Origin of the sequence: Paenarthrobacter sp. NyZ202, from assembly GCF_049860755.1 — a bacterium.
Classification (GTDB): Bacteria; Actinomycetota; Actinomycetes; order Actinomycetales; family Micrococcaceae; genus Arthrobacter.
On the sequence record NZ_CP187556.1, the window covers coordinates 120,318 to 146,643 of the forward strand.

Annotated in this window: 25 protein-coding genes and 1 rRNA gene; 19 read left to right on the forward strand and 7 right to left on the reverse strand. The window is 64.7% G+C overall.

Annotated elements, in window-relative coordinates:
* Window positions 1-31: 31 nt before the first annotated feature.
* Genes ACPFL9_RS00605 through ACPFL9_RS00615 form a run of 3 tightly spaced genes read left to right on the forward strand, consistent with a single transcriptional unit; the run spans window position 32 to window position 1,976 of the window.
* Window positions 32-955 carry a hypothetical protein gene (locus ACPFL9_RS00605; RefSeq protein WP_426005155.1) on the forward strand — a complete coding sequence of 308 codons (924 nt, stop codon included), beginning with the start codon at window positions 32-34 and terminating at the stop codon, window positions 953-955.
* Window positions 952-1,383, forward strand: a complete 432-nt coding sequence (locus ACPFL9_RS00610) for a phage holin family protein (RefSeq protein ID WP_426005157.1) — start codon at window positions 952-954, stop codon at window positions 1,381-1,383. Before ACPFL9_RS00605 ends, ACPFL9_RS00610 begins: the two co-directional genes overlap by 4 nt.
* Window positions 1,380-1,976 (forward strand): DUF3618 domain-containing protein, encoded by a 597-nt coding sequence (locus ACPFL9_RS00615; RefSeq protein WP_426005159.1) that lies wholly within the window; start codon window positions 1,380-1,382, stop codon window positions 1,974-1,976. The genes ACPFL9_RS00610 and ACPFL9_RS00615 overlap by 4 nt, the downstream gene beginning before the upstream one ends.
* A 161-nt stretch (window positions 1,977-2,137) precedes the next feature.
* On the opposite strand, the gene ACPFL9_RS00620 is transcribed toward ACPFL9_RS00615, so the two are convergent.
* From ACPFL9_RS00620 to ACPFL9_RS00645, 6 genes are all read right to left on the reverse strand, one after another.
* Window positions 2,138-2,737 carry a hypothetical protein gene (locus ACPFL9_RS00620; RefSeq protein ID WP_426005161.1) on the reverse strand — a complete coding sequence of 200 codons (600 nt, stop codon included), beginning with the start codon at window positions 2,735-2,737 and terminating at the stop codon, window positions 2,138-2,140.
* A gap of 75 nt (window positions 2,738-2,812) precedes the next feature.
* Entirely contained in the window at window positions 2,813-3,448 is a 636-nt protein-coding gene (locus ACPFL9_RS00625) for a hypothetical protein (protein WP_426005162.1), read from the reverse strand.
* Window positions 3,435-4,070 (reverse strand): hypothetical protein, encoded by a 636-nt coding sequence (locus ACPFL9_RS00630; RefSeq protein ID WP_426005164.1) that lies wholly within the window; start codon window positions 4,068-4,070, stop codon window positions 3,435-3,437. Before ACPFL9_RS00630 ends, ACPFL9_RS00625 begins: the two co-directional genes overlap by 14 nt.
* A 46-nt stretch (window positions 4,071-4,116) precedes the next feature.
* Window positions 4,117-4,926: a hypothetical protein gene (locus ACPFL9_RS00635; RefSeq protein ID WP_426005165.1), complete on the reverse strand. Its 810-nt coding sequence runs from the start codon at window positions 4,924-4,926 to the stop codon at window positions 4,117-4,119.
* Window positions 4,923-5,903, reverse strand: a complete 981-nt coding sequence (locus tag ACPFL9_RS00640) for a hypothetical protein (protein ID WP_426005167.1) — start codon at window positions 5,901-5,903, stop codon at window positions 4,923-4,925. Before ACPFL9_RS00640 ends, ACPFL9_RS00635 begins: the two co-directional genes overlap by 4 nt.
* Before the next feature lie 230 nt (window positions 5,904-6,133).
* Window positions 6,134-6,622: an inorganic diphosphatase gene (locus ACPFL9_RS00645; protein WP_426005168.1), complete on the reverse strand. Its 489-nt coding sequence runs from the start codon at window positions 6,620-6,622 to the stop codon at window positions 6,134-6,136.
* Window positions 6,623-6,835: 213 nt separating this feature from the next.
* Between ACPFL9_RS00645 and dacB the strand changes: the two genes are divergently transcribed.
* The 4 genes from dacB to hpt all read left to right on the forward strand — a co-directional run bounded on the left by dacB (window position 6,836) and on the right by hpt (window position 11,312).
* Window positions 6,836-8,281 carry a D-alanyl-D-alanine carboxypeptidase/D-alanyl-D-alanine endopeptidase gene (gene dacB / locus ACPFL9_RS00650; RefSeq protein WP_426007637.1) on the forward strand — a complete coding sequence of 482 codons (1,446 nt, stop codon included), beginning with the start codon at window positions 6,836-6,838 and terminating at the stop codon, window positions 8,279-8,281.
* Between the two features lie 187 nt (window positions 8,282-8,468).
* Window positions 8,469-9,590 carry a zinc-dependent metalloprotease gene (locus ACPFL9_RS00655; RefSeq protein WP_426005170.1) on the forward strand — a complete coding sequence of 374 codons (1,122 nt, stop codon included), beginning with the start codon at window positions 8,469-8,471 and terminating at the stop codon, window positions 9,588-9,590.
* Between the two features lie 92 nt (window positions 9,591-9,682).
* Window positions 9,683-10,729: a tRNA lysidine(34) synthetase TilS gene (tilS, locus tag ACPFL9_RS00660; protein WP_426007638.1), complete on the forward strand. Its 1,047-nt coding sequence runs from the start codon at window positions 9,683-9,685 to the stop codon at window positions 10,727-10,729.
* A gap of 31 nt (window positions 10,730-10,760) precedes the next feature.
* Window positions 10,761-11,312 carry a hypoxanthine phosphoribosyltransferase gene (gene hpt, locus ACPFL9_RS00665; protein WP_426005171.1) on the forward strand — a complete coding sequence of 184 codons (552 nt, stop codon included), beginning with the start codon at window positions 10,761-10,763 and terminating at the stop codon, window positions 11,310-11,312.
* Between the two features lie 199 nt (window positions 11,313-11,511).
* On the opposite strand, the gene ACPFL9_RS00670 is transcribed toward hpt, so the two are convergent.
* A complete protein-coding gene (locus ACPFL9_RS00670; RefSeq protein ID WP_426005172.1) occupies window positions 11,512-12,492 on the reverse strand; it encodes a hypothetical protein in 981 nt (326 codons plus the stop codon).
* Between the two features lie 451 nt (window positions 12,493-12,943).
* Between ACPFL9_RS00670 and ftsH the strand changes: the two genes are divergently transcribed.
* The 12 genes from ftsH to ACPFL9_RS00730 all read left to right on the forward strand — a co-directional run bounded on the left by ftsH (window position 12,944) and on the right by ACPFL9_RS00730 (window position 25,911).
* Window positions 12,944-15,013, forward strand: a complete 2,070-nt coding sequence (gene ftsH, locus ACPFL9_RS00675) for an ATP-dependent zinc metalloprotease FtsH (RefSeq protein WP_426005174.1) — start codon at window positions 12,944-12,946, stop codon at window positions 15,011-15,013.
* Between the two features lie 10 nt (window positions 15,014-15,023).
* Window positions 15,024-15,656: a GTP cyclohydrolase I FolE gene (gene folE, locus ACPFL9_RS00680; RefSeq protein WP_426005175.1), complete on the forward strand. Its 633-nt coding sequence runs from the start codon at window positions 15,024-15,026 to the stop codon at window positions 15,654-15,656.
* Between the two features lie 7 nt (window positions 15,657-15,663).
* Entirely contained in the window at window positions 15,664-16,569 is a 906-nt protein-coding gene (folP, locus tag ACPFL9_RS00685) for a dihydropteroate synthase (RefSeq protein WP_426005176.1), read from the forward strand.
* Window positions 16,570-16,581: 12 nt separating this feature from the next.
* Window positions 16,582-16,944, forward strand: a complete 363-nt coding sequence (gene folB / locus ACPFL9_RS00690; protein ID WP_426005177.1) for a dihydroneopterin aldolase — start codon at window positions 16,582-16,584, stop codon at window positions 16,942-16,944.
* Complete coding sequence (folK, locus tag ACPFL9_RS00695; protein ID WP_426005178.1) at window positions 16,941-17,480, forward strand: 2-amino-4-hydroxy-6-hydroxymethyldihydropteridine diphosphokinase; 540 nt, start codon at window positions 16,941-16,943, stop codon at window positions 17,478-17,480. Before folB ends, folK begins: the two co-directional genes overlap by 4 nt.
* 2 nt (window positions 17,481-17,482) lie before the next feature.
* Window positions 17,483-18,007 carry a DUF3180 domain-containing protein gene (locus ACPFL9_RS00700; protein WP_426005179.1) on the forward strand — a complete coding sequence of 175 codons (525 nt, stop codon included), beginning with the start codon at window positions 17,483-17,485 and terminating at the stop codon, window positions 18,005-18,007.
* Window positions 17,988-18,500 (forward strand): PH domain-containing protein, encoded by a 513-nt coding sequence (locus ACPFL9_RS00705; RefSeq protein ID WP_426005180.1) that lies wholly within the window; start codon window positions 17,988-17,990, stop codon window positions 18,498-18,500. Before ACPFL9_RS00700 ends, ACPFL9_RS00705 begins: the two co-directional genes overlap by 20 nt.
* Window positions 18,497-20,248, forward strand: a complete 1,752-nt coding sequence (locus tag ACPFL9_RS00710) for a PH domain-containing protein (protein WP_426005181.1) — start codon at window positions 18,497-18,499, stop codon at window positions 20,246-20,248. Before ACPFL9_RS00705 ends, ACPFL9_RS00710 begins: the two co-directional genes overlap by 4 nt.
* On the forward strand, window positions 20,241-21,149 hold the full coding sequence (locus ACPFL9_RS00715) for a Rossmann-like and DUF2520 domain-containing protein (RefSeq protein WP_426005183.1): 909 nt from the start codon (window positions 20,241-20,243) through the stop codon (window positions 21,147-21,149). The genes ACPFL9_RS00710 and ACPFL9_RS00715 overlap by 8 nt, the downstream gene beginning before the upstream one ends.
* Window positions 21,150-21,154: 5 nt before the next feature.
* Entirely contained in the window at window positions 21,155-22,057 is a 903-nt protein-coding gene (gene panC, locus ACPFL9_RS00720) for a pantoate--beta-alanine ligase (RefSeq protein ID WP_426005184.1), read from the forward strand.
* Window positions 22,058-22,160: 103 nt separating this feature from the next.
* The gene (locus ACPFL9_RS00725) at window positions 22,161-23,639 is read left to right on the forward strand and encodes a DHA2 family efflux MFS transporter permease subunit (protein ID WP_426005185.1); all 1,479 of its coding nucleotides are present in this window, start codon (window positions 22,161-22,163) and stop codon (window positions 23,637-23,639) included.
* Window positions 23,640-24,385: 746 nt separating this feature from the next.
* Window positions 24,386-25,911: ribosomal RNA gene (locus ACPFL9_RS00730) — 16S ribosomal RNA — on the forward strand.
* The last annotated feature ends 415 nt before the right edge of the window (window positions 25,912-26,326 follow it).

The window sequence follows — 26,326 nt, forward strand, 5'->3', positions numbered from 1 at the left end:
GCAGCCTGCCAACTGTGGAAAGAGAGCGACAATGACTGAGAGCCAATCGCCGCAGGACGGAAGCTTCGCGGCGCCACGAACTGGAGTCCCTGCAGGGACCGAGCCATACTCCGGAAGCTACCTCGACGCGCCGGTCGACACCGAAACCACGTACACCGGAACCACGGGTACCACCGGCGGCACCGAATCATCGGGCAAGGTCGAGACCGCCAAGCAGGAAGCCGCTGGTGTAGCCGGTGCAGCAAAAGATGCTGCCGGCGGTGTCGTGGATACGGCAAAGACCGAGGCCTCGCATGTGGCCCAGGAGGTCAAGCTGAATGCACGGCAACTGCTCCACCAAACCAAGGGTGAGCTGACCGACCAGGCCGCAACGCAGCAGCAGCGGGTCGCCGAGGGACTCCGGTCCATCTCCGACGAGCTGTCCACCATGGCCAACGCTTCCACGCAGGGCGGGGTTGCCTCCGACCTTGTGCAGCAGGCAGCACAGCGTTCCTCCTCGGTAGCCCAGTGGCTGGAAAACCGTGATCCGGGTTCGCTCCTGGATGAGGTCAAGAGCTTCGCCCGCCGCAAGCCGGGTGCCTTTCTCCTGATCGCAGCAGGTGCGGGTGTCCTCGCCGGAAGGCTCGGCCGCGGAATGGCCGGTGCCGCCTCCGAAGACGCATCGACCGGTACTGCCCCCACCACGCCCCGTGCCGAGTACTACCCCACCTCGCGTTCGGCTGTGACACCGCCGCCGGTTGATCTCCCCGGCCCGGAGGCCACCACCTCGGGCTACGGAACCAACGCCGGCTACGGCGCAGCAACCACCACCGGCTACGGTGCGGGCGCCACGGGCGGACTGGACGGGTCCACCGCTCCCTACCCGGAGACGGACGCCGGCGGGGTCAAGGCACAGGGCGATCCGCTGGCTGGACCGCTCGATCCCGATGACCCCCAGTATGGAGGTTCCCGATGAGCAGTCCCGCCGACCTTCCTCCTACGGAGGCCCACGCGAAAGCTGAATCCGTTCCGTTGGGCGAGTTGCTCAGCGACCTGACCCGCGACGTCTCAACGCTGATGCGCCAGGAAGTGGAACTGGCGAAGGTCGAGTTGAAGGACAGTGCCACCAAGGCAGGAAAAGGCGCCGGCATGCTGGCCGGTGCCGCCTGGGCCGGACACATCACCGTCCTGTTCCTGTCTATCGCCCTGTGGTGGGCGCTGGGCCAGCTCGTCGGCCTGGGATGGTCCGCCGTGATCGTGGCGGTCATCTGGGGAATCATTGCCGCAGTCCTGGCCAGCATGGGCCGCAAGGAACTGAACAACATCAAAGGACTGCCGCGCACCGCTGAGACAGTCAAGGAAATACCTCCAACCTTCAAACCGAATACTGAGGAGACACGATGACGCAGAACCCCGATGCCCTGCGCGCCGATATCGAAGAAACGCGCCGGCGGCTCAGTACCAACGTTGATGCAGTGGCGGACAAGGTCACTCCCTCGCACATTGTCCACCGGAGGGTTGACCGTATTAAGACGGCCGTCTTCGGTGCACGCGATGACGTCCACGACCGGGCAAGCCATGTCCACGACCGGGCCAGCGACGCCGCCCACAACGCCCAGGATGCCGTGGCCGGCGTCGTCTCCGACATCGGCGACGCTCCGCAGGCAATCACGCGCAAGGCCCAGGGCAGTCCCATCGCCGCCGGCTTGATCGCCTTCGGCGCAGGTCTGCTGGTCTCGGCGCTGATCCCGCCGTCGGAGAAGGAACGCGAGGCCGCCCAGGCAGTCAAGGAAGCGGCACAGCCACTCACCGAGGAACTGAGCCACGCCGCCAAGGAAGTGGCCGACCACCTCAAGGAACCTGCACAGGAAGCTGTCCAGAGCGTCAAGGAAACCGCTACCGAAGCGGCAGCCAACGTCAAGGACGAAGGCCAGCACGCCGCAGCGGACGTCCAGGATCGTGCCTCCACGGCCAAGGACAACCTGGGCAACCAGTAACCCCACCGGGCACCCCGCCGGGCCGCAGCAACGCGGCGTCGTGATGAGCGCGACGCCGCCACGCTGCGGCTTTGCGGCGGCTATTTGGGGCGCCGCACGGCGGCCACCCGGGGTTCCGGAGGTCCCGGGTCGCCGGCCAGGGTGTTCCTCCGCTTGGGTTCCTAGCGGACCTCGAGGATCATGTGCAGCAAGCGTGCCGCTGCCGGGCGTGCCGCGTGTTCCTCAACCCACTGGGCCCGGGCCACGGCCTTGCTCACAGCCTGGGTCGTGATGCCCAGCTCCTGGGCCACGGCCCGCTGTTGGCCCCGCACTCCCGGGGTCAACAGGTCCAGGACCCGCCACTCGGCCGCGCTGCGGTGCTGGACGATGTGGCCAAGCAGCCGCAGGACAGCCTCGGCTTCGGCAGCCAGCGCGGCAAAGGGGCCGTCCACAGCCACCGGGATGCGGTCCTTGCCGTTCCGGAGCCGGTCCACGGCCCTCCGCGCATACACCAAGCCATGGCCCGACGCGTCGCGGACCAGGTTGGGCAGCGGTTCGTTGACGGGACCAACGCCGATCCCCACATACCACTGGCCGGTCCGCAGCGCGATCAAGGCGGTTTCAACAGCCTGGTGGCCATCGTCAACGATGCCTTGGACTTCGTCTTCCACTGAGCGGTCAAAGTCCAGCCGTGCGGGAATATGCCGCAGGTCCTTCAGGAGCTGGGGCACGAGGTCGCCGTCGCGGCGGCTGTCGCGTTGGTTGATCGTCAGCGTGAACATAGTGGATCACATGCTACCGGCTGGTAGCTGCTCTGCAAGGGCTTCTTTTCCGTATTACTTTGCGTTCCGCACGGTTCAATCCAGTGCAGTACGGGTGCCTACGGCGACGGCGGGCAGCGCACCTGCCATGACCTGGCCGGCCCCGGGTACGCCTGCGTCCACCATGCTCTGTTGGACCGCCGACAGCAGTCCGGCCGGTTCGTCGTCGGTAGAGAAGATCCAATAACTTCCGAGGGCTTTGAAGACCAGCGCCTGGCGTCCCGCGGCCCCCAAGGACACTTTCCTGCTTGCCACGAGCCGCCGTTCGGGGTCCGTGCCGTCCGGAGTGGTCACAGCCTTGATGGACTCCGGCGCGATGTCTTTCCAAGGGATCACAATGGTGGTGCGTGGCTGGGCGTAGCGGGCCACCAGGCCACCCTGGAACACCAGCAGCTTTCGGAAGCTCCCCAGCAGGGTCATGCTCCACAGCAGCAGCCCGGTGAGAATGCTCGCCACTACGAACAGCACGGGGTCGGAAAAATGGGCGGGATTGCGGGTCGAGCGGATCGGGGTGATGAATTCACCGATCACTCCGAAAACAAAGCCGACCGCCAGGCATGGAAGGAGCGCCTTCCAGTAGATATGCCGGGAAGACGCAATGAACCGCAGCTCACCCAGTTCCGGACCGAGCCGCTGTTCCGCACCCCTGACGAGCCAGTTACGGCCGCGCATCCGGGTGCTGGTTGTAGAGATGCGGGAGGTTCCCGCGTTCGGCGTCGGCAGCCTGTTGGGCTGCCACGGCCTTGGGATCCGGTACCGGCTGCACGCCCTGCGCCGTTCCGGAACGGCGGTCCATTGCGGCGAACTTGGGGTCCCAGGTGTCGCCCGAGCCGCCGGTCAGCGCGGAGGCGATCACCATGACCACGAAGAACGGGAAGAAGGACCAGCAGATGGCCCGCCAACCGCCGAGCCAGGCGCCCGCCGTCGTGCCGTCCTTGATCCTGACGGAGCGCATTCCAGCAGCTGCGTCCCCAACGCTGCCCACGGTGCCCCACACCATGCCGTAGGCCAGGAGCGCCACAAACCAGAGGATCACGTAGAGGGCGAGCCACAGGCCGTCGTTGTAAGCGGCCGCAGAGCCGTTGTTCATCATCGAGTTCCGAACAACGGCCAGCACCACGGCGAGCACCGAATACGCCGCGAGGAACACCACGGCATCCAACACGCGCCCCCAGAAGTGGGCCGCACCGGACGCCTTCACGTAGTAGGCGCCGGTTTGGGTGTGGCGGCGGACTTTCCGTCCGTTGACGGCGTCAACCAGGCCGGTGGCGGATTCTGACTTCGGGTTGCTCATGCGTGGCTTTCAGCTCGACGGCGGTTGGACGGCTGGGAGGGCGGCGTCAGGACAGGCCCGCGAGTCCACCCAGGACTGCGGCGAGGCCGGACGCGGACGTTTCCTTTACTTCAAGCCTGACAGAACCGCCCTGTTCCGGCGAACCCTGGCCTTCCGGCGAACCTTGGACGAGGGGCGTGAGGACGTGGACGCCGGACGGGCCGGTGTACACGGTGAGGGTCGGGAAGTCGTTGGTGTCGGCGTTGAAGGCCACCACGTTGCTGGCCGCCTGGGTGTCGGCCAAGGCGGTTGCGGCGTGTTGTTCGAATTCCGACTCCGTATATTCCACGGGGTCCGAGTCGCGGGATGCAGCCTGGTTGGGATCAACGAATTCGGCCAGGCGCGGCACCAGTTGGTCCCGGGTGACGACGGTGAAGCCGTGCAGGCCGCCCTCGTCCACTTCTTCCAGCAGCACGCCGTCGTCGTGGAGGTAGCCGTAAAGCCACCGCTTGCCTGTTGAGACCGTCCGCTCCACGGACACCACGCTGCTGCCACTGCGGCGGAGCGTCAGGGCGCCGGTGATTTCCTCGGTCGCATGAAGCCTGCTGGGCTCCGTTTCGCCCTCGAAGATCACGGGGTAGACCAGTTCCTTGGCCAGCAGGCCGCGGAGGGCCACGGCGCACATGAGTTCCTTGCTGGCATCCTGCGTGGAAAGCCAGGGGAGTGCGACGATCTGTTCATGCTGCACGCCGTCCAGCGCCACGACTTCCTCGTCCGTCAGGGTTGGCAGTGCGGCTCCGGTGGCGCTGGCAGAGGCAAGCACTTTCGCGGCAGCCTCAATGTCCCGCGCAGTCCATTTCATGGTGCTGGTGGTCATCCGAATATCCCTCCGACAAAGTTTCCGACTGACTTGGCGGCGTCACTGACCCCGTCTGCCACCTTACTGCCTACGTCCTTGGTAAAGTCGGCCACCTCCCGGGCGCCGTCGGCAATGTAGCTGCCGGGGTTGCGCGCAAAGTTGGTGATGGAATCCCAGTTGTCCGCTACCAGGTTGCCCAAGGCCCAGGCGCCAGCAACGATTCCCGCGCCGATCACGATCGGGGCGCCGATGGGACCGAGCAGGGCTGCGCCGCCTGCGGTCATCAGCATGATGCTGCCCACACCGCCCACCACGGAAAGTCCGCCGGCGATCCGGTCGCCCGTACCGCGCCAGCCGTCGTGTTCGGGGTTGATCATGTCGCTGATGCCGCCCACGATGTTCAGCGGAGCCGCCAGTGCGCCGGCGATGCGCAGGCCCTTGGAGAACTTGCTCGCATCCTGGAAGGCCTGGCTGTAGGGAATGTTGGCCTTGAGGTCCGTGAGGACGTCGGTGACCTTCTCACCGTTCCGCAGTGCGGTCAGCGCGTCCCGGATCACTGTGCCGCCGGCCCGCCAGTTGGTCAGGACTTCGCGCGTCTTGACCCATTCGGCGTGGCCAAGCTTGCCGTACTTGTACGCCGTCCACAGCTGGGCGGCGAGGTCCTTGACGCCCAGGCCGGTGTCGTAGACGTCCTTGAGCACGCCCACGGAAGTGCCCGAGCCGTCGTTGTGGCTGGCGAACTCCTGCTGGTTGGCGTGTTTCTTCAGCTGGCTGGCGTTCTCCCGCAGCATGTTGGCAGCCTTGACCAGGCTTTGCCGGTGCTGGCTGTTCCAGTCGCTCTTGAAGACGGTGGCATCGCGGCCCTGCCACGCGGTGGTGGAGTTGATGGCGTTGGACAGCTGCGTGCTCTGCAGGTTGATGGCATCGGCAGCCTTGCCCATGACCCCTGCAAGACTGCGGAGCTGCGCGATGTCCGCGCCGTAGAACCCAGCCATATGGAACCCCCTGTAAGCATCGAAAAGTCTCGTACCAGCCTAGGCGGAGCTGCAAGGAGCCGCGATGGGGAGACATGCCCATGTGCGCCAACGCTGCTTAAAGCACGACGGCGGGTGGTGCCGTCCCGTACGGAACCGCACCACCCGCCGTCGTCACCCAACTGGGTCGCATTTGTGCGCGTTTTGAACGTCCAAAACGTGCTCAGCTGCGACCCAGTTGGGGAGAGAGGCTAGTGGCCTTCGGCGGAGAAGCGCTTGATGGAAGCTTCCAGCTCGGCTTCGGCAGCAGCGCGGTCGCCCCAGCCCTCGGCCTTGACCCACTTGCCGGGCTCAAGGTCCTTGTAACGGGTGAAGAAGTGCTCAATTTCCTTGATGAGGAATTCGCTGACGTCGCTGACTTCCTGGATGTGGTCAAAGCGGGCGTCGGCAGGAACGCAGAGGACTTTGGCGTCTCCGCCGCCGTCGTCGGTCATGTTGAAGACACCGATCGGGCGGGACTCAACGATCACGCCGGGGTGAAGGTCGAAGTCCTGAAGGAGCACCAGTGCATCCAACGGGTCGCCGTCTTCGCCCAGGGTGTTCTCGAAGAAGCCGTAGTGCGTGGGGTACTGCATGGAGGTGAAGAGGACGCGGTCCAGGCGGACGCGGCCGGTCTCGTGGTCGACTTCGTACTTGACGCGTGATCCCTTGGGGATCTCGATGGTCACGTCGTGCTTCATGGAATGCTCCTTGACGGGTGTGGGTGGGGCGTTGCTCCGCCGAAGCGGTGGCCGCCACGGGTGACGGTGCCTGGGCAGGCTGCTCAGCCCGGGGCTGGCGGCAGGCAAAAGTAAGCCGACGCCGCCGACTACTATTGAGGATATAGCGAGAGGCCCGGGTTTCTTGAACCGGCGGGGACATTTCAGGACTGACAGGACCAAGCAACTTCCATGATGGGCGTTAAAGACGGATCTGCCCGCTCGCGGTTTTCGGCGTTGTGGGCCCGCTCCAGATGGCCGTTGCTGTTGCTGCTGGTCCTCCTGCTCCTGGGCGCCACGGTGGTTGCCGGGATGGCTCCCCACCTGTTCAGCGCACCCAAAGCAGCGCCTGCGGTGCCGGCATGGCAGCAACTGCCTGACCGCCTTTCGGATACCAAGGCAGTACTTCCCCTTGACGGTGAAGCTCCCGTGCCGGTGCCCGGGGAGGTTGCCCGGCTGCTGAACCAAACCCTTCGGCCTGACGGCCCCGGCGACATCAGCGCGGTGGTCATGGATGCCTCCAGCGGCGACGTCCTCTTCGACCGCGCGGCCGGCGCCGCCCGCATCCCGGCGTCGAACATGAAGCTGCTCACCGCCGTCGCCGTCCTGAAAGCGATGGGCCCGGAGGCCCGGTTCACTACCCGCGTCCTGGCCACGGACGATCCCTCCACGGTGGTCCTCACCGGCGGAGGGGACGTGCTGCTCGGAGCGGGGGACTCGGACCCGGCAGCTGTCATGGGTCATGCAGGTCTTGCGTCGTTGGCAAAGGAGACCGCGGCGAAACTGACCGCTGCGGGCGTGAAGGGGCCGGTCACGGTCACAGTGGACGATTCGCTCTTTTCCGGCCCGCCCTTAAACCCGGCATGGAGCCTGGACGACGTCGCCGCCGGTGAAACCGCACCGCTGTTCCCGCTGGCCTTGAACTCGGGCCGCTATGCACCCGGCGTCACCACGGGGCCCAGGCCCCAGGATGCGGCCGCCACCGCCGCGGAGGCCTTCGCCCGGCAGTTGGCGGCGGCCGGGATTGAGGTGCGTCCCGGCGTCGAGCGCGGCAAGGGCATCCCCGCCAACGTGTTGGCCGCCGCCGAGTCAGCCACCGTCAGCGACCAAGTGGACCTCATGCTGGAATCCTCGGACAACTTCCTGGCGGAGGCTTTGGGGCGGATGACCGCCAAGGCGTCGGGCAAGGAAGCAACGTACGACGGCGCCACAGCGGCCGTGCGGCAAAGGCTTGGGGAGTTGGGCCTCGCCACGGACGCGATGGAGTTGGCAGACGTTTCCGGTCTTGCCCTGGGCAACCAGGTCAGCGCCCGGCAGTTCGCCGAGGTTGTCCGCGCCATCACCAGCGGCCCCGATCCCGCGCTGCGCACCGCTTTGGACGGTTTTCCGATCGCCGGACTGACCGGAACCCTTGACGACAGGTACGTCGAGGCCGGTACCGCAGGCGGCGCGGGCCTGGTCCGGGCCAAGACCGGCACCCTTAATACAGTGATCGCATTGAGCGGATACGTTGTGGACGCCGACGGCAGGTTGTTGGTTTTTTCCTTCATCGGCAATGGCCTTGAACCGGGTGCCGGAGGAAACAAGGTGGCCATGGACAGGTCCGCGTCCGTCCTGGCCGCCTGCGGGTGCCGGGGCTGAGGTGCGTCGGCGAGGCTTGGCTGTGCCGCTGGGGCTCCGCCGCGCCGCCGAGGCCCAGCCGTGCCGGGCGAGGCTTCGCGTGCCGCCGAGGCCCAGCCGTGCCGGGCGAGGCTTCGCGTGCCACCGAGGCTCCGCGTGGAGCGAACTTAAGCGCACTCTGTCTGTGCCGTGTGGTGTGATGGACCTTATGGTGTCATCTGCCCAAGATTCGTCAGCGGGGGCCCAGTCCCTGATCAACTGGGACCTGGCCGCGTCCACGGCTGCGCGGCTGGCCCCTCCCGGCCCTGCCTTGAGCGCCGGGGAGATCGGCAAGGCGGTGGAGAACCTCCGCTTCAATGCTGATATTTCCGTGCCCCACGTCCATGACATCACCGGACTGGATGCGGCCAAGGACCTGCGCGACTCCCATGTGCTGGTGGTGGACAGGGCTTCCTGGTCCAAGGCCAACAGCCAAAGCTTCGCCGTGATGCTGCAACCTGCGCTGAAGAAGATGCTGGAGAGCCGCAGCGGCCTCTCCATGACCCCGGCCGCCGCCGCTGCAGGCGGAGCCATTACCGGCAGCCAGCTGGGCGCCGTCCTGGCTTTCCTGTCCAGCAAGGTTTTGGGCCAATACGACCCCTTCGCAGCGCTATCGCCGGCAGCCAACGTTCCACCGGCGGGCAGGTTGCTCCTGGTCGCACCCAACATCATCTCCGTGGAGCGCGAGCTCAACGTGCATCCGGACGACTTCCGGCTGTGGGTGTGCCTCCACGAGCAAACCCACCGCGTGCAGTTTGCCGCCGCTCCATGGCTCCGCCACCACATGCTGGAGGAGATCGAAAAGCTGAGCGGACACCTCCTGGGCAACATGGACACCTTGGTCGAGCGGGCCAGCGCCGTGGCCAAGTCGTTGCGCGACCGCTCCGCCACGGGAAACGTACCCGGCCGCGGTGCCATCCTTGACCTCCTGCAGGATCCGGAGGAAAAGGCCTCCATTTCGCACATCACCGCCGTCATGAGCCTCCTGGAGGGGCATGCCAACGTGGTGATGGATGCCGTGGACTCGAGCATCGTGCCGTCCGTCAAAACCATCCGCCAGCGCTTCAACGATCGCGGGAAGGACCGCGGCATCGTGGAGAAGTTCATCCGGAACATCCTGGGCCTCGATGCCAAGATGCGGCAGTACACCGATGGCGCCAAGTTCGTGCGCGAGGTCGTGGCCGTGGCAGGCATGGACGGCTTCAACAGGGTGTGGGATGCGGCGGAGAACCTCCCCACGGAGGACGAAATCCACAACTCCCGGCAGTGGCTTGAACGGATGGGACTTTGAGTCCTTCCCCCACCTCCGGCGACGCCCCGCCCCTTAAGGGTCGACGGCGGCCCGGTCGCCTTGCGCCTGTCATCGGCAAGGCGCGCAAGCAGGTGCAGAACGCCTTGGCCGACGCCGGCTACCCCGCGCGCGTCCTGGTGGCCTGCAGCGGTGGTCCGGATTCCCTTGCTCTGGCTGCGGTTGCTGCATACTTTGCCCGGCGCGGCCATGTGGATGGGCATCCCGTGTCCGTGGGGGCAGCCGTGGTTGACCATCAATTGCAGCCCGGCTCAGCCGACGTCGCATCCCGGACGGCCACGGTCCTGCGTGACCTGGGCCTGTCGCCTGTCGAAGTGTTGACAGTGGATGTCGAGTCCACGGGCTTCGGTCCTGAGGCTGCAGCGAGGGACGCCCGCCATGCCGCGCTCAATGCCGCGGCCGATGCCCTTGGCTGTGATGCGATCCTGCTCGGCCACACCTTGGACGACCAGGCCGAGCAAGTTCTCCTGGGCCTGGCCCGTGGCTCCGGAACGCGTTCGCTGGCAGGGATGCGGCCGGCCCGTGGCCGCCTGCTCCGGCCCTTCCTCGGGCTGCGGCGAACTGAAACACTGGAAATTTGTGAAGTCGAGGAACTCGATCCCTGGCATGATCCCAGCAATACCAACCCCTCTTTCGCGAGGTCCCGGACCCGTGGTGAAGTGATGCCGGTGCTGGAAGAAAAGCTCGGCCCGGGAGTCGCTGAATCCCTGGCACGCACCGCCGCGATCCTGCAGCAGGACGCCGACTTCCTGGACGACCTCGCCGGACAGACCTACCTGTCCCTGGTGGAACGGCGGGACGGCGGCGTGCAGCTGCCCGAGGACGCCGTCCGGGATCTGGCCCCGGCGCTCAGGTTCCGTGTCATCGCCAAGGCAGCTGCCGACGTCGGGGGTCAACAGCCCGGGTACGGGCGGCTCCAAGCAGCCGAAGCGCTGCTCAGGCGGCAGGGTTCCGCAGGTCCCGTTGAGTTGCCCGGCCACGTGAGCGTCTACCGACTGTCGCTCAGTGATTTGGAGCGGGAACGCAGGGCAGTGGAAGCCGGCCAGGCTACCCCCGTTCCCCGGGAAGCCGCACCCTGTGGGAAGCTAGTATTCCAGCATCAAAAAACGGCCCAACAGTAGCCGCACCCCGAGCATCAAACAGGAGCCATTGGTGGATTCAAACGACGTCCAGGCAGACCTCAAGCACGTTCTCTACACCAAAGAGCAGATCCAAGCCCGTATCGCTGAACTGGCGGCGCAGATCGACAAGGACTATGAGGGCCGCGACATCCTGATCGTGGGTGTTCTGAAGGGGGCCGTCATGGTCATGGCGGACCTGGCGCGTGCACTGCACAGCCACGTCAGCATGGACTGGATGGCTGTGTCGTCGTACGGCTCGGGTACCCAGTCATCGGGCGTGGTCCGGATCCTCAAGGACCTTGACACCGACCTCATGGGCAAGGACGTGCTGATCGTCGAGGACATCATCGATTCCGGCCTCACCCTGTCCTGGCTCAAGTCCAACCTTGAATCCCGCGGCACGGCCAGCGTCGAAATCTGCACCGCCTTCCGCAAGCCCACGGCCGCCAAGGTGGAGATCGACGTCAAGTACGTCGGGTACGACATCCCCAACGAGTTCGTGGTGGGCTACGGCCTGGACTACGCGGAGAAGTACCGCAACCTGGACTTCGTAGGCACCCTGGCCCCGCACGTCTACGAGTAAGCCTTTCCTTCAGCCGCATCCGTTTCCGCCCGGCGCCCCCGTACGTGGGGTTTGCGTGGGCCCGGCAGCTCGCGCATACCGCCGCACCCGTTTCCGCCCGGCGCCCCCGTAACACCGGGTGCATCTGGCGCGAGGGAGTGCGGCGCACGCGCTTAAGGGGTGCACAGTTGCAAGGCCCCGAGGTTCCTCCCTGGCATCGTCACCGCCCAGTGCGAACGGGTTCGAGGCCGCCGTCTGTCAGGATCCTGATGAACGTACGCGGATTCATCATCTCGGCCCAATCCCACCGAATGACGGTTAGCCCAAGCGCACGCAAGGCGTTCTCCCGTGCCTTTTCCTCCATGACTACCTGCTGAATGGTCTTTCCGCCCCGGAGTTGGTTCCGCAGGTACTTTCCCTGGCCATCAAATTCTCCGACCAAGTCCAACTCCGGCCACCAAAAATCGGTCCTTGCTGTCTTTCCATTCCTTAGCTGGAAGACGGCCTGAAGCCGAGGCAGTGGGATCCTGTGGAGGATCATGCTTGCACGGCTCATGGATTCGCCAACAGATTCCGACCCGGATGTAGAGAACTCGATGATTTTGGCGGCACGCTGTTGCCGGGATGATGCCGGAAGGGTGCTGACCGCGTCCTCCAGGGTCTTCTCCTTGAGTGCCGTGCCCCACGGAGCCTCCTTGTCCCAATCTGCGGCTGTGTCCATGGAAGGTTTGGATGGTTCGCGGCGGCTGGAGTCAACCACCGCCAGGGCTTCGGCAAAGTTCAGTCTGCTTGCCAATTCGATCGTTGTCCGTGCCTTGTCGGTAACCCGAAATCCTCCGAGTTCGCAGACACCGTGGTCGAGAGACCCCAAAGTGCGGAGGACTCCGTTCTTGGATCGCCCGCCGCGGGGATCATCGGTAGCGGTCTGGAGCTGCTGTGGAACCCCGACCACCCCCAAGCCCCACAGCAAACCCGCTGTTTTCAAGGTGAAGACGGGTGTTTTCAGGCAGGTCCTTGCCAGTGCAGCAGCAAGGAGACCGTGCCGTTGCCGATCGTTGAGGGAAGACCAGTCCCGGGCAGAGACATAGGCTCCCCGGCGCACACGGATCAGCTCTCCCCGCCGCGCTCGCTTGGCAAGCAGGCGCGGGTCCTGCCCGATCCGCGTGGCGTCGGAACTCAAGATCAGAGTGGAGGAAGGCATGACAGCAACGATGCCCGCTGCCCGTCACGGATAGGCAGGCCTGCCCAGCCGTATGTGGAAAAAGAGAACGGGTCTGGTCAGCCAGGGCCGCACCCGTTCACACCCAGCGCACCCCTCTGGTGTGGTCTCCGCTCCCGGTTCCGCCAGGCGCACCCGTAATACGGGGTGCATTGGGCGGGAAGGGGTGCGGGTGGGGTGTCAGGAGGGGGACGGGGTGCATTGGGCGGGAAGGGGTGCGGGTGCGGGTGATAAGGGGGAGCGCCAAGCCGGAACCCCTGTTACAGCCCGTCGGAGGCGGGTATCCTGTGTACGCCCAGAGGGAACTTTTGAGCATTCCAGTGCGTGAATTACTGGGAACGGGTGTATAGCTAGAAACTGAAGCAGCACCACTTGCGCGCAGAAGTTGCGCCTTGCAGCACTACCAGGAGGGACGGGGCGCAACCCCGATCAGATGAAAGCTAAGAGTTTCTTCAAGGGCCCGGGCATCTGGATTGTTGTCGTTGTCGGCTTGCTCCTGGTGGCATTCGCAACCCTGGCCCCCGGCGGGTCTGCACGCATCGATACCAAGGACGGCCTCGAGCTCCTCGCCCAGAGCGGCAAGGTGGAGCAGGCAAAGATTTTCGACGCCGAGAACCGCGTTGACCTGGTCCTCAAGGACAACCTGAACATCGATGGCCAGGACAAGGGCAAGAACGTCCAGTTCTTCTACGTCACGGACCGTGGTCCGGATGTCGTCAAGGCTGTCACCAATGCGAATCCGGAGAAGGGCTTCACTGACCAGCCCATCGAGAACAACTGGTTCTCCGGCTTGTTCTCGCTGCTGATTCCGGTGCTGCTGCTGGGTGTGCTTTTCTGGTTCCTGCTGTCCCGCATGCAGGGTGGCGGTTCAAAGGTGATGCAGTTCGGCAAGTCCAAGGCCAAGCTGGTCAACAAGGACATGCCGCAGGTGACCTTTGCCGACGTCGCAGGTGCTGACGAGGCCGTGGAGGAACTGCAGGAGATCAAGGAATTCCTCCAGGAGCCGGCCAAGTTCCAGGCCGTGGGTGCCAAGATTCCCAAGGGTGTGCTGCTGTACGGCCCTCCGGGCACCGGTAAGACCCTGCTGGCTCGCGCTGTCGCGGGCGAGGCCGGCGTTCCCTTCTTCTCCATCTCCGGTTCGGACTTCGTGGAAATGTTTGTCGGCGTGGGTGCTTCCCGTGTCCGCGACCTGTTTGAGCAGGCAAAGGCCAGTTCCCCGGCCATCATCTTCGTGGACGAGATCGACGCCGTTGGCCGTCACCGTGGTGCCGGGATCGGCGGCGGCAATGACGAGCGCGAACAGACCTTGAACCAACTCCTGGTGGAGATGGACGGCTTCGACGTCAAGACCAACGTCATCCTCATCGCAGCCACCAACCGCCCGGATGTCCTGGACCCGGCATTGCTCCGTCCCGGCCGTTTCGACCGCCAGGTCACCGTGGAAGCGCCGGACCTGCAGGGCCGCGAGCAAATCCTGAACGTCCATGCCAAGGGCAAGCCGATGGCCCAGGGAATCGACCTCAAGGCCGTGGCCAAGAAGACCCCGGGCTACACGGGTGCCGACCTCGCCAACGTCCTGAACGAGGCCGCCCTGCTGACGGCCCGTTCCAACGCCAACCTGATTGACGACCGCGCTTTGGACGAGGCAATCGACCGCGTCATGGCCGGCCCGCAGAAGCGCAGCCGGGTCATGAAGGAACTCGAGCGCAAGATCACCGCGTACCACGAGGGCGGCCACGCCCTGGTTGCAGCAGCCCTGCGCAACTCTGCCCCGGTCACCAAGATCACCATCCTGCCCCGTGGCCGCGCCCTGGGCTACACCATGGTGGTTCCGGAGGACGACAAATACTCGGTGACCCGCAACGAACTGCTGGACCAGATGGCCTACGCCATGGGTGGCCGCGTGGCGGAGGAGATCGTGTTCCATGATCCGTCCACCGGCGCCTCCAACGATATCGAGAAGGCCACCGGCACCGCCCGCAAGATGGTCACCCAGTACGGCATGAGCGAACGCGTGGGCGCCGTGAAGCTGGGCCAGGGTGGCGGCGAGCCGTTCCTGGGCCGCGACGCAGCGCAGGAGCGCAACTTCTCCGACCAGATCGCCTACGTGGTGGACGAGGAAGTACGCCGGCTCATCGACCAGGCGCACGACGAGGCCTACGCGATCCTCACCGAAAACCGCGACATCCTGGACCGCCTGGCGCTGGAATTGCTCGAGCGTGAAACCCTGAACCAGGCCGAGATCGCCGATATCTTCCGCGATGTCCGCAAGCGCGACTTCCGCGAGATCTGGCTGTCCAAGGAATCGCGTCCCGTGCAGACCATCCCGCCGGTGGAAAGCCGCGCGGAACGTGCCGAACGCGAAGCCCAGGAGGAAGCCAAGAAGGCGCGCCTGGACGAGCCGCTGGACACCGTTGCCCCGCACGCGCAGGGCGTCAGCAGCCAGGACAACTTCCAGGCGCCGGGACCCGACGGCGGCAACGACTCCCCGCTTCACGGCTAAGCTTTCTGCTGTGACTCATTTCGACGACGACGACCTCGCCGCCGTTCCCGGTTCTGCCGTGGACGCCCACCGGGGCAGCAAAGTGGACCGCCCGCGCATCGAAGCAGCTGTCCGTGAAATCCTCCTGGCCATCGGTGAAAACCCTGACCGTGGCGGCCTCCAGGACACTCCCAAGCGGGTGGCCAAGGCCTACGCGGAAGTCTTCGCAGGGCTGCACCAGAACCCTGCCGAGGTCCTTTCCACCACGTTCGACCTTGACCATGAAGAGCTTGTCCTGGTGAAGGACATTCCCTTCTACTCAACGTGCGAACACCACCTGGTTCCGTTCCATGGAGTGGCCCACGTTGGCTACATCCCGTCACATGACGGCAAGGTGACGGGCCTGAGCAAGCTGGCGCGCCTGGTGGACATCTATGCCCGCCGGCCGCAGGTGCAGGAGCGGCTGACCACGGAGATCGTCGAGGCCCTCGTGAAGCATCTCAACCCGCGCGGGGCGATCGTGGTCGTCGAGTGCGAACACATGTGCATGTCCATGCGCGGCATCCGCAAGCCGGGCGCCAAGACCGTCACCAGTGCGGTGCGCGGTCAACTCCATGACCCGGCCACCCGCGCCGAAGCCATGAGCCTCATACTCGGAAGGTAAGCAATATATGGATTCCCTCGCCGCAGCACCCGGAACCGGCCCGGCCACAAGCCCGCTGCCGATTCTCCGTAAGCCGCGACCCACGGCCAGGTTCGAGGACCTGCCGACGGACCGGACCCTCGTCATGGGAATCCTGAATGTCACCCCGGATTCCTTCAGCGACGGCGGAGCCCATCGCACCCCCGACTCCGCGATCGCCCTGGGCCTGCGGATGTTCTATGCCGGCGCAGACATCATCGATGTCGGCGGCGAATCCACGCGTTCGGGGGCCGAGCCCGTGTCGCCGGAAGAGGAGCAGCGCCGTGTGCTGCCCGTTGTGGAAGCACTGGTCAAGGCCGGGGCGCTGGTCAGCATCGACACCATGCACACGTCCACTGCGGCCGCCGCCGTGGAAGCCGGGGCTGCGATCATCAATGATGTTTCCGGCCTGACCATCGAGCCCGGCATGCCGGAGCTGGTGGCCCGCACCAAGGTGCCGTATATCCTCACGCACCGCCGTGGCGATGCCCGGACCATGGACAGCCTCACGGACTACGACAACGTCACCGAAGACGTCGTCTCCGAGCTCCAGGGCGTACGCGACAAACTCTACGCAGCGGGCGTCAGCCCGGAGCAGATCATTGTTGATCCGGGCATTGGATTCTCCAAGAATGAGGACCAGAACTGGGAGATCCTCAAGAACCTGGACCAGCTGTTCGGCCTCGGTCACAAGGTCATGGTCGCCGCGTCCCGCAAACGCTTCCTGGGCTCGCTGCTGACGGTTGCCGGGAAGTCGGCGGCCCCGCAGGAACGTGACGCCGCCACTGCCGCGATCACCACCCTGAGTGCCGCGCAGGGCGTTTGGGCTGTCCGGGTGCACGACGTCGGTCCAAGCCTTGACGCCGTCAAGGTCGCCGCTCGAATCGCACGCTGACTGGAGGTCGCTGTGGACAGGATTACGCTGACCGGCGTCACTGCCGTCGGTTACCACGGTGTGTTCGATTTTGAGCGCCGTGATGGCCAGCCGTTCGTGGTGGATGCCGTGCTGCACACGGACTTCACCAAGGCAGCGGAAACGGACGACCTCCAGTACACAGCGCACTACGGCGAGGTAGCCGAGCTCATCACCTCGTACATTGAGGGGGAGCCCTTGAACCTGATCGAGGCGCTGTCCGTCAGGATCGCCGAGGGGATCCTGGCCAACTACAGAAGCCTGTCCGCCGTCGACGTCACTGTCCACAAACCGAAGGCCCCCATCGAGGTGCCGTTCGGCGATGTCACGGTCAGCGTTCACCGGGAGCGCACATGACCGGCTCCTATACCAAGGCGATCCTGGCGCTGGGCAGTAACCTGGGGGAGCGCAACGACACCCTGACGACCGCCGTCGCCGACCTTGTCGACCCGCCGGAAGTCCGGCTCCTTGGCGTCTCTCCCGTGGTGCAGACCAAGGCGGTGGGTGGCCCGGAGGGGCAGCCCGATTTCCTGAACATGGTCATGGCCGTGGAAACCACTCTTGACCCGTTGGAACTGCTGCAGCACTGCCACGCCGTGGAACAGAAGCACCACCGGACCCGGGAAGTGCGGTGGGGTCCGCGGACCCTGGACGTGGACATCATTGTCTTCGGCGACCTGCACAGCGACGACCCCGTCCTGACGCTGCCGCACCCGCGCGCGGCCGAACGCGCCTTCGTCCTCTACCCGTGGTCGCTGCTGGAACCGAATGCGCAACTGGACGGCCGGAGCGTAGCGGAACTCGCGGCACGTGCCAGCGACATGCCGGACATCCGGCGTTTCGACGGGTACGGTGATGTGGCCGGCGTCCCGGCGACAGGAGCCCTGGAGTAGCCATGAAAGCCATGCGACCGCTGACCCTGGTGATTATCGCCGTCCTGGCTGCCGGCCTGGCCTTGCTGGCTACCGCCGCCACCAACCGTTACAGCATGGCCACCCCGGTCCTGCCGGTGTCCGCCCTGGTGACCATGGGCGTCATTGCCGTCCTCACGCTCGTCATGGGGATCCGGGTCCTGCGCTGGCGGAACGGCAAGAAGAAGACGTTGCTCAACCCGATCATGGCGGCCCGAACGCTGATTCTTGCCCAGGCCTGTGCCTATGCGGGCACCTTGTTGCTGGGTTGGCACGCCGGGATTGCCCTTGACCTGCTCCGCATCGGAACGCTTCGCAGCGGCGAGGGCATTCTGTGGAACACCCTGGTCATGGGCGGCGGCGGCGTGGTGATGCTGGTGGTGGGCTTGGTCGTGGAGCGGTTCTGCCGCATCCCCCCGGAAGATTTCGAAGGCGGCGGCACGACGGGGCCGGAAACCCGTCGCGGTGAGTCCAAAGGCGAAGGCGAGTATGCATACCGAGGCGATTGACCCTCCCGGCATCCAGTGGCAGCGGGTTTCGCCCAAGTACGTCACGGTGCGATTGGTTGAGTGGGCGATTGGCAACGCGGTGATGCTGCTGATCGTGAGCCTTCCTTTGATCTTTGTGCAGCTGGGGTGGTGGCGGTGGCCGCCGCTGTGGCTTGCGGTTGCCGTTCCCGCGGTGATGTTGGTCCTGGCGCTGTGGCGGCTGGTGCTGATTCCGCGCCAGGTGCGGGCCATTGGGTACGCGGAGCGCGACGACGACCTTCTCATCCGGCGTGGCATCTTCTTCCAGCGGACCATGGTTGTGCCTTATGGCCGCATGCAGTACGTGGACGTTGCGGTGGGCCCTGTGGAACGCAGCCTGGGGCTGTGCACCCTGAAACTCCACACGGCGTCGGTGGGTACCAACGCGCAGCTTCCCGGCCTTCCGGCTGCGGAAGGCGCACGGTTGCGTGAGCAGCTTTCCGCCCGTGGAGAAGCCAGGCTGGCCGGGCTGTGAGCCCGGAGGCTGTCCTTCCCGGTAAAGCCGTCGACGGCGACTGGCGGCGGGTACACCCTGCCTCACCTTTCGTGCGGGGCTGGGTGGCGCTTGCCGCCGTCGTGTATTTCTTCGGCCGTGACGCCTTCGAACGGATACTGCAGGGCCGTGATTTCCTGGACCCCAACCTCAGCGGCCGGGTCCCGTGGCTGCTGGCCGGCGGGGCCGTGGTGATGCTGCTGACCGTGGGCGGGTTCATCCTGAGCTGGTACTTTACGCGCTACCAGGTGGCCGAGGGGTACGTCAGGGTCAACACCGGCTTCCTGTTCAAGCAACAGCGCCAGGCACGGTTGGACCGGGTCCAGGCCATCGATATCGTTCAGCCGCTGCTGGCCAGGATCTTCGGGCTCGCCGAGCTGAAGTTCGAAGTGGCCGACGCCGGTGAATCGGCCGTGCGTTTGGCCTACCTGCCGCTCGCCCAGGCCAAGCAGCTCCGGGCCACCATCCTGGCCAGGGCCGCCGGCGTCGCAACTGCTCCCCGCGGAGGGTCCCCGGCAACAGGAGTCCTGCAGGGGTCGGTGCCCGGGCAGGAGCCCTTACCCGGGTCGGGGTACCCGCCCCGGCAGACAGGCGGTGCAGTACCGGCAGAAGGCGCTGTACCGGTAAACGGCGCTGTAGCGGCGGACGGCGCTATACCAGCGGACCATGCGCCGGGAGGACCAGGCCCCGCGGCTGAATCGTCTGCCTTCGAGGAGTACCCCGAGGCTCCGGAGCAGGTGGTCCTGTCCGTCCCGCCGTCGCGACTGGTGGGTTCCCTGCTACTGAGCGAGCAGACTGTCTTTGTGGTCCTGGGCGCGGCCGTCTCCGTAGCCGTTTCCGTGCTGACGGACAACAGCGCCATCTTTTTTGCACTGATACCCGCCATCCTGGGCATCGGAGCCGCGTATTGGAGCTCTTTCAACAAGGGGTACAACTTCACGGCCGCCATCTCGCCGGACGGTATCCGGCTGCGGTATGGGCTTCTGGATACCCAGGCACAGACGCTTCCGCCGGGGCGCATCCAGGCGGTGAAGGTAACGCAGCCGCCGTTGTGGAGGATCTTCGGCTGGTACCGGATGCACGTCAATGTTGCCGGTTATGGCCTTTCCGCAGGGAATGAGTCTGCGGCGCGGACCACCCTGCTTCCGGTTGGCCGCAAGGAGCACGTCATGATGATGCTCTCGCTCGTGCTGCCCGATCCGGGCATCGCCGATCCCGTGGGGGTCTTCACGGCGGGACTGGAAGGCCTGGCACCTGCGGCCGGATCGGCCAGGACGTCTGGCGCTTCCGCCGCGAGGGTGCCCGAAGCCGCAACCATAGCCGCCGCCGGTCCCGACGGATTCGTCACCACTCCCCGCCGCGCGCGCCTGCTTGCCCCGCTGGGATGGAGAAGGAACGGCTTCCTGGCTACGGGGACCGCGCTGTTGCTGCGGTCCGGCCGGTGGTGGCGTACCTTGGTGCTGGTCCCGCATCAGCGCACCCAGTCGATGGCCCTCCAGCAAGGGCCGCTGGCGCGGCGTTTCAGGGTTGCCGACCTGGTCCTGCACACCACGACCGGACCAGTGATGCCGCGGCTCTACCAGGCAGGGGTGGAGGAAGCGGTGGCGCTGTTCGACCAGCAGGCGGCCAGGGCGCGCGAAGCCCGCAAGCGGCAAACCAGCGAGCAGTGGCTCGCCCAGGTCATGCCCGCTGACACCCCACCAACCAAGGAGGAACCCCACAATGGCTAGGCCAGGACGACTCGGAGTAGGCATCATCGGGGCCGGCAAGGTGGGTGCCGTCCTTGGTGCCGCTTTGCGCGGGGCCGAGCACGCCGTCGTCGGGGTTTCCGCCGTCTCCGAGGCAAGCCGGGAGCGGGCAGAGACCCTGCTCCCCGGTGTCCCGATCCTGGAGATCCAGGACATCGTGGAGCGTTCCGAACTGGTGCTGATCGCGGTTCCGGATGACTCCCTGGGAGAGCTGGTGTCCGGCCTGGCCAAGCTGGGTGCGTGGCAAAGCGGCCAGTTGGTAGCGCACACCTCGGGCCGGTTCGGGGTGGGCATCCTGCAACCCGTCCGCGCGGCCGGTGCCATTCCGCTCGCCCTGCACCCGGCCATGACTTTCACGGGGCTGAGCCTTGACCTGAACCGCTTGATGGACTGCACCTTCGGGGTAACGGCTGACGCTGCCATGCTGCCGATTGCGCAGGCCCTGGTGGTGGAGATGGGTGCGGAACCGGTGGCCATCGCCGAAGGTGACCGCACCCTTTACCATGCCTCGCTGGCCCACAGTTCCAACCACATGGTCACTCTGGTGGCGCAGGCCTCGCAGCTGCTCCGGGAGATCGGCGTCGAATCGCCTGAAGCCATGCTCGGGCCGCTGCTGCGCGCCACGCTGGAAAACGCCCTGGCGTCGGGGGAAACTGCGTTGACCGGGCCGGTGGCCCGGGGCGACGTGGGGACAGTCTCTGCCCACGCCCAGGCCCTGAAAGAGTACGACGGCGGTGCCGGGGGCGACGTCCTCGCGGCCTACCAGGCCATGGCCCAGGCAACCGCGAGAAGGGCAGCCAACCGCGGGCTGCTGCGGGCCGAGCAAGTCACCGACATCATCGAGGTGCTGCGGGATGGCCCCGCGGAACCGGAAGGACACTGAACAGCATGGCCATCAAACTCGTCACTACAGCGGCCGCGCTCCGCACGGAAAGTGCGCGCCTCCTGGCCGGGAAGAACGGCTCGTCCCAAGGCCTGGTGCCCACCATGGGCGCGCTGCATTCCGGACACGCTGCGCTGGCGCGGGCAGCCGTAGCGGCAAACGACGTCGTTGTTGCCACCATCTTCGTCAATCCCCTTCAGTTCGGCGACGCCCAGGACCTCGACCGCTACCCCCGGACCTTGGAGGCCGACATGGAACTCCTGGACGCCGAGGGCGTGGACCTGGTCTTTGCGCCGTCCGTGGACGAGGTGTACCCCGGCGGACAACCGCTTGTCCGGATCACTTCCGGCCCGCTGGGCGAAAAATGGGAAGGCGCTTCACGGCCGGGCCACTTCGACGGAGCACTCACCGTGGTCGCCAAGTTGCTGCACTATGGACTTCCCGGCGGTGCGGCTTCGGACGGCACGACGGCGGCCTACCGCGCCTACTTCGGCCAAAAGGACGCGCAGCAGCTGGCCCTGGTCAAGCGCATGGTCGCCGACCTGAACTTCCCGGTAGAGATCGTCCCCGTGCCGACCGTCCGGAGTGCTGACGGGCTCGCCCTCTCCAGCCGCAACCGGTTCCTCTCCGACGAAGAGCGCGAGGCGGCACTGGTGCTCTCGCGGGCATTGCGCCTGCTTGAGTCCCGCGCCAAGGCGCACGAACCGCTGGACCTGGACTCCGCCGTCGCGCTCGTCAAGTCCCAGCCACGGGTGGAACTGGACTATTTCGACGTCGTCAGCCCCACCACCCTGGAACCCCTCGCCGAGAACTGCAAGGAGACGCCGTTCCGCGGGGAGGGACTGGCGATCATTGCCGCGAAAGTAGGGCCCGTTCGCTTGATTGACAATGTGCCACTGAATTCCTAACGTTTGGATTTTCTGCTGACGGGAATGGAGCGGGCGTCTAGACTGTTCCTGTCTTTACCGGCATGGATCGCCGGAAACCACATCTCAAGCAGAGGGAATTTCCATGTCTTCCGACGTCACGTCCGACGGGCCTGTTTCTGCCGCGACCGCGCAGGCCACCCCAGCGGAGGTGACGGGCCCGCAGCCACCCGTTTCCGGGAAGATGTCCCGCGAATCCGTCACGGTCATTGTCACGCTGCTGGTTGCCACCTTCGTGGTGATCCTCAACGAAACCATCATGAACGTTGCCCTGCAGCGGCTCATGACCGACCTCCAGGTCAACGCGTCCACCGTGCAGTGGCTGGCCACCGGGTTCATGCTGACCATGGCCGTGGTCATTCCCACTACGGGCTTCATCCTGCAACGGATGAGTACCCGGGGTGCCTTCATGCTGGCCATGGGCCTCTTCAGCGGCGGGACGCTGCTGGCTGCCCTGGCGCCCGGCTTCCTGGTGCTGCTGGTGGCCCGGATCGTGCAGGCCGGTGGTACCGCCATCATGCTGCCGCTGCTGATGACCACCATCCTCACCTTGGTGCCGATGGCCAGGCGTGGCGCCGTCATGGGCAACGTCAGCATCGCCATCTCCGTGGCGCCGGCCATGGGTCCCACCGTTTCCGGCATCATCCTGGACCACTTCTCCTGGCGCTTCATGTTCGTGTTCGTCCTTCCCGTTGCGCTGGCAGCATTCGCGATCGGCGCCAAGTACCTCACCAATGTGGGTGAGCGTGGAAAAACGACGCTGGACCTTGCTTCAGTCATCCTCACCGTTCCTGCCTTTGGTGGGCTGGTGTACGGGCTGAGCCAGATCGGCGGCGCCGAAGCCGGCATTGTCCCCGTCATCGCGCTCGTTGTGGGTGTGGCCTGCCTGGCGCTTTTCGTGGTCCGTCAGCTCAGGCTGCAGAAATCCGACGCCCCGCTGCTGGACCTTCGAGCCTTCAACTACCGGATGTTCACGGTGTCCACGCTGCTTATGGTCGTCGCCATGATGGCGTTGTTTGGCGGCGTCATCCTGCTGCCGCTCTACCTGCAGAACACCCTCCACCTGGCCCCGATGGAAACCGGTCTGGCGCTGCTCCCGGGTGGCCTCGCCATGGGCTTGCTGGGCCCGGTGATCGGCCGCATCTTCGACAAAGTGGGGCCGCTGCCGTTGACGGTTACGGGATCAGTCCTCATGGTGGCTACACTGTGGGCCTTCTCCCGACTTGATGAATCCAGCGCCCTCTGGTGGGTCATCACCCTGCATGTTGTCCTCAGCCTTGGCCTGGCCCTCCTCTTCACCCCGGCCTTCACCACCGGCCTGAACCCGTTGCCGCCCAACCTGTACTCCCATGGCTCGGCCATCATCAGTACGGCGCAGCAGGTCTCCGGCGCCGCAGGAACCGCGCTGCTCGTGTCGATCTTTGCCGTAGTGTCAGCGCAATCCGGGCAGGTAGCCGGCATGCAGGCCGCCTTCTTTGCGGCCACCATCATTGCCGTCGCCGCCGTAGTTCTGGGCTCGATGATGCGCAGGACCGAGGGCGCAGGAGGCCACGGCGGCCACTAGGACGCTGGTCCTGGGTAGTTCCGGGTGCCCGTGTTGGGTCGACGCTCTCTCACCTATCGCTCGTTTTGGGTCGACGCTCTCTCACCTATCGCTCGTTTTGGGTCGACGCTCTCTCACCTATCGCTCGTTTTGGGTCGACGCTCTCTCATCTATATTGGCTTTTGAGCCGTCCCTCTCTCACCTATGTTGGCTTTTGAGCCGTCCCTCTCTCATCTATCGCCCGTTTTGGGCCGATGCTCTCTCACCTGTGTTGGCTTTCGGGCCGACGCTCTCTCACTTCCCGGCGCGTGGTTGTGGGGTGTGATGGGGTTCACGGGTTGTGGATTTGTTTGTGGTGTTGGGGGTGTGTAAAGTTATTCGAGTTGCCGCCGCTGATGCGGGTTTGAAGGCGACAATCTCCCTTTTGAATGGCCGGTTTCCGGTGGTGCTTTGGTGTGCTGTCGGGGTTGGTGGGGGCTTGGGCTGGTTTGCTTTGTGAGGCTGGTTCGGGTAAGTTTGAAAAGTTGCTCCGGAGCGATCTGCTGGCCTGTGTGGTTGGTGGTGGTGCTGGTTTGTGACCTGTTGTTTGAGAACTCAATAGTGTGCCAAGTTTGTTGATACCGATTGTTTTTTGATTGGTTGGATTTTGCCGGGCCGCCGTGCACCCCCGTGTGTGGTGGTTTGGTTTTCAGCTGGTTTCAGATTTTTGCATGGCTTCTCCTGTCTTTTTCCGGTGGGGGTTGTTGTGTTTTCGTTTTTGTTTTACTTTGACGGAGAGTTTGATCCTGGCTCAGGATGAACGCTGGCGGCGTGCTTAACACATGCAAGTCGAACGATGATCTCCAGCTTGCTGGGGGGATTAGTGGCGAACGGGTGAGTAACACGTGAGTAACCTGCCCTTGACTCTGGGATAAGCCTGGGAAACTGGGTCTAATACCGGATATGACCATCTGGCGCATGTCATGGTGGTGGAAAGCTTTTGTGGTTTTGGATGGACTCGCGGCCTATCAGCTTGTTGGTGGGGTAATGGCCTACCAAGGCGACGACGGGTAGCCGGCCTGAGAGGGTGACCGGCCACACTGGGACTGAGACACGGCCCAGACTCCTACGGGAGGCAGCAGTGGGGAATATTGCACAATGGGCGCAAGCCTGATGCAGCGACGCCGCGTGAGGGATGACGGCCTTCGGGTTGTAAACCTCTTTCAGTAGGGAAGAAGCCTTTCGGGGTGACGGTACTTGCAGAAGAAGCGCCGGCTAACTACGTGCCAGCAGCCGCGGTAATACGTAGGGCGCAAGCGTTATCCGGAATTATTGGGCGTAAAGAGCTCGTAGGCGGTTTGTCGCGTCTGCTGTGAAAGACCGGGGCTCAACTCCGGTTCTGCAGTGGGTACGGGCAGACTAGAGTGCAGTAGGGGAGACTGGAATTCCTGGTGTAGCGGTGAAATGCGCAGATATCAGGAGGAACACCGATGGCGAAGGCAGGTCTCTGGGCTGTAACTGACGCTGAGGAGCGAAAGCATGGGGAGCGAACAGGATTAGATACCCTGGTAGTCCATGCCGTAAACGTTGGGCACTAGGTGTGGGGGACATTCCACGTTTTCCGCGCCGTAGCTAACGCATTAAGTGCCCCGCCTGGGGAGTACGGCCGCAAGGCTAAAACTCAAAGGAATTGACGGGGGCCCGCACAAGCGGCGGAGCATGCGGATTAATTCGATGCAACGCGAAGAACCTTACCAAGGCTTGACATGGACCGGAAAGACCTGGAGACAGGTGCCCCGCTTGCGGCCGGTTTACAGGTGGTGCATGGTTGTCGTCAGCTCGTGTCGTGAGATGTTGGGTTAAGTCCCGCAACGAGCGCAACCCTCGTTCTATGTTGCCAGCGGTTCGGCCGGGGACTCATAGGAGACTGCCGGGGTCAACTCGGAGGAAGGTGGGGACGACGTCAAATCATCATGCCCCTTATGTCTTGGGCTTCACGCATGCTACAATGGCCGGTACAAAGGGTTGCGATACTGTGAGGTGGAGCTAATCCCAAAAAGCCGGTCTCAGTTCGGATTGGGGTCTGCAACTCGACCCCATGAAGTCGGAGTCGCTAGTAATCGCAGATCAGCAACGCTGCGGTGAATACGTTCCCGGGCCTTGTACACACCGCCCGTCAAGTCACGAAAGTTGGTAACACCCGAAGCCGGTGGCCTAACCCTTGTGGGGGGAGCCGTCGAAGGTGGGACCGGCGATTGGGACTAAGTCGTAACAAGGTAGCCGTACCGGAAGGTGCGGCTGGATCACCTCCTTTCTAAGGAGCTGCTAACAGCTGTCGGTGCCCCTGTAGGGGGTGTTGGTGGTTGTCAGTGTTGCCCATTGCGCAGGCGGATGTTCTGCGGTGGGTGCTCATGGGTGGAATATCAACGAATCATTTTTTGTGGTGGCATGGTTTTTGCTGCTGGTGTTCTGGTGTTAGTACGGCGGTCCTGTCCTTTTGTGGTGGGGTTGTTTGGAAGGTGCCGGGGTGTTGGTGGTGGGGGTTGTGTTTGGCGCACTGTTGGGTCCTGAGGCAACAGGACCTTCACGCAGCTTTTTGCGGGGAGACACGTTTCTGGTGTTTCTTTGTTTTCCTGCGGCCGTTTCCTTGTCACACGGGTACCCCTGTTTTGTTTGTGGGGGTTGTGTGGTGGGGGTGGTTGTTGGGGTTGTTGTTTGAGAACTACATA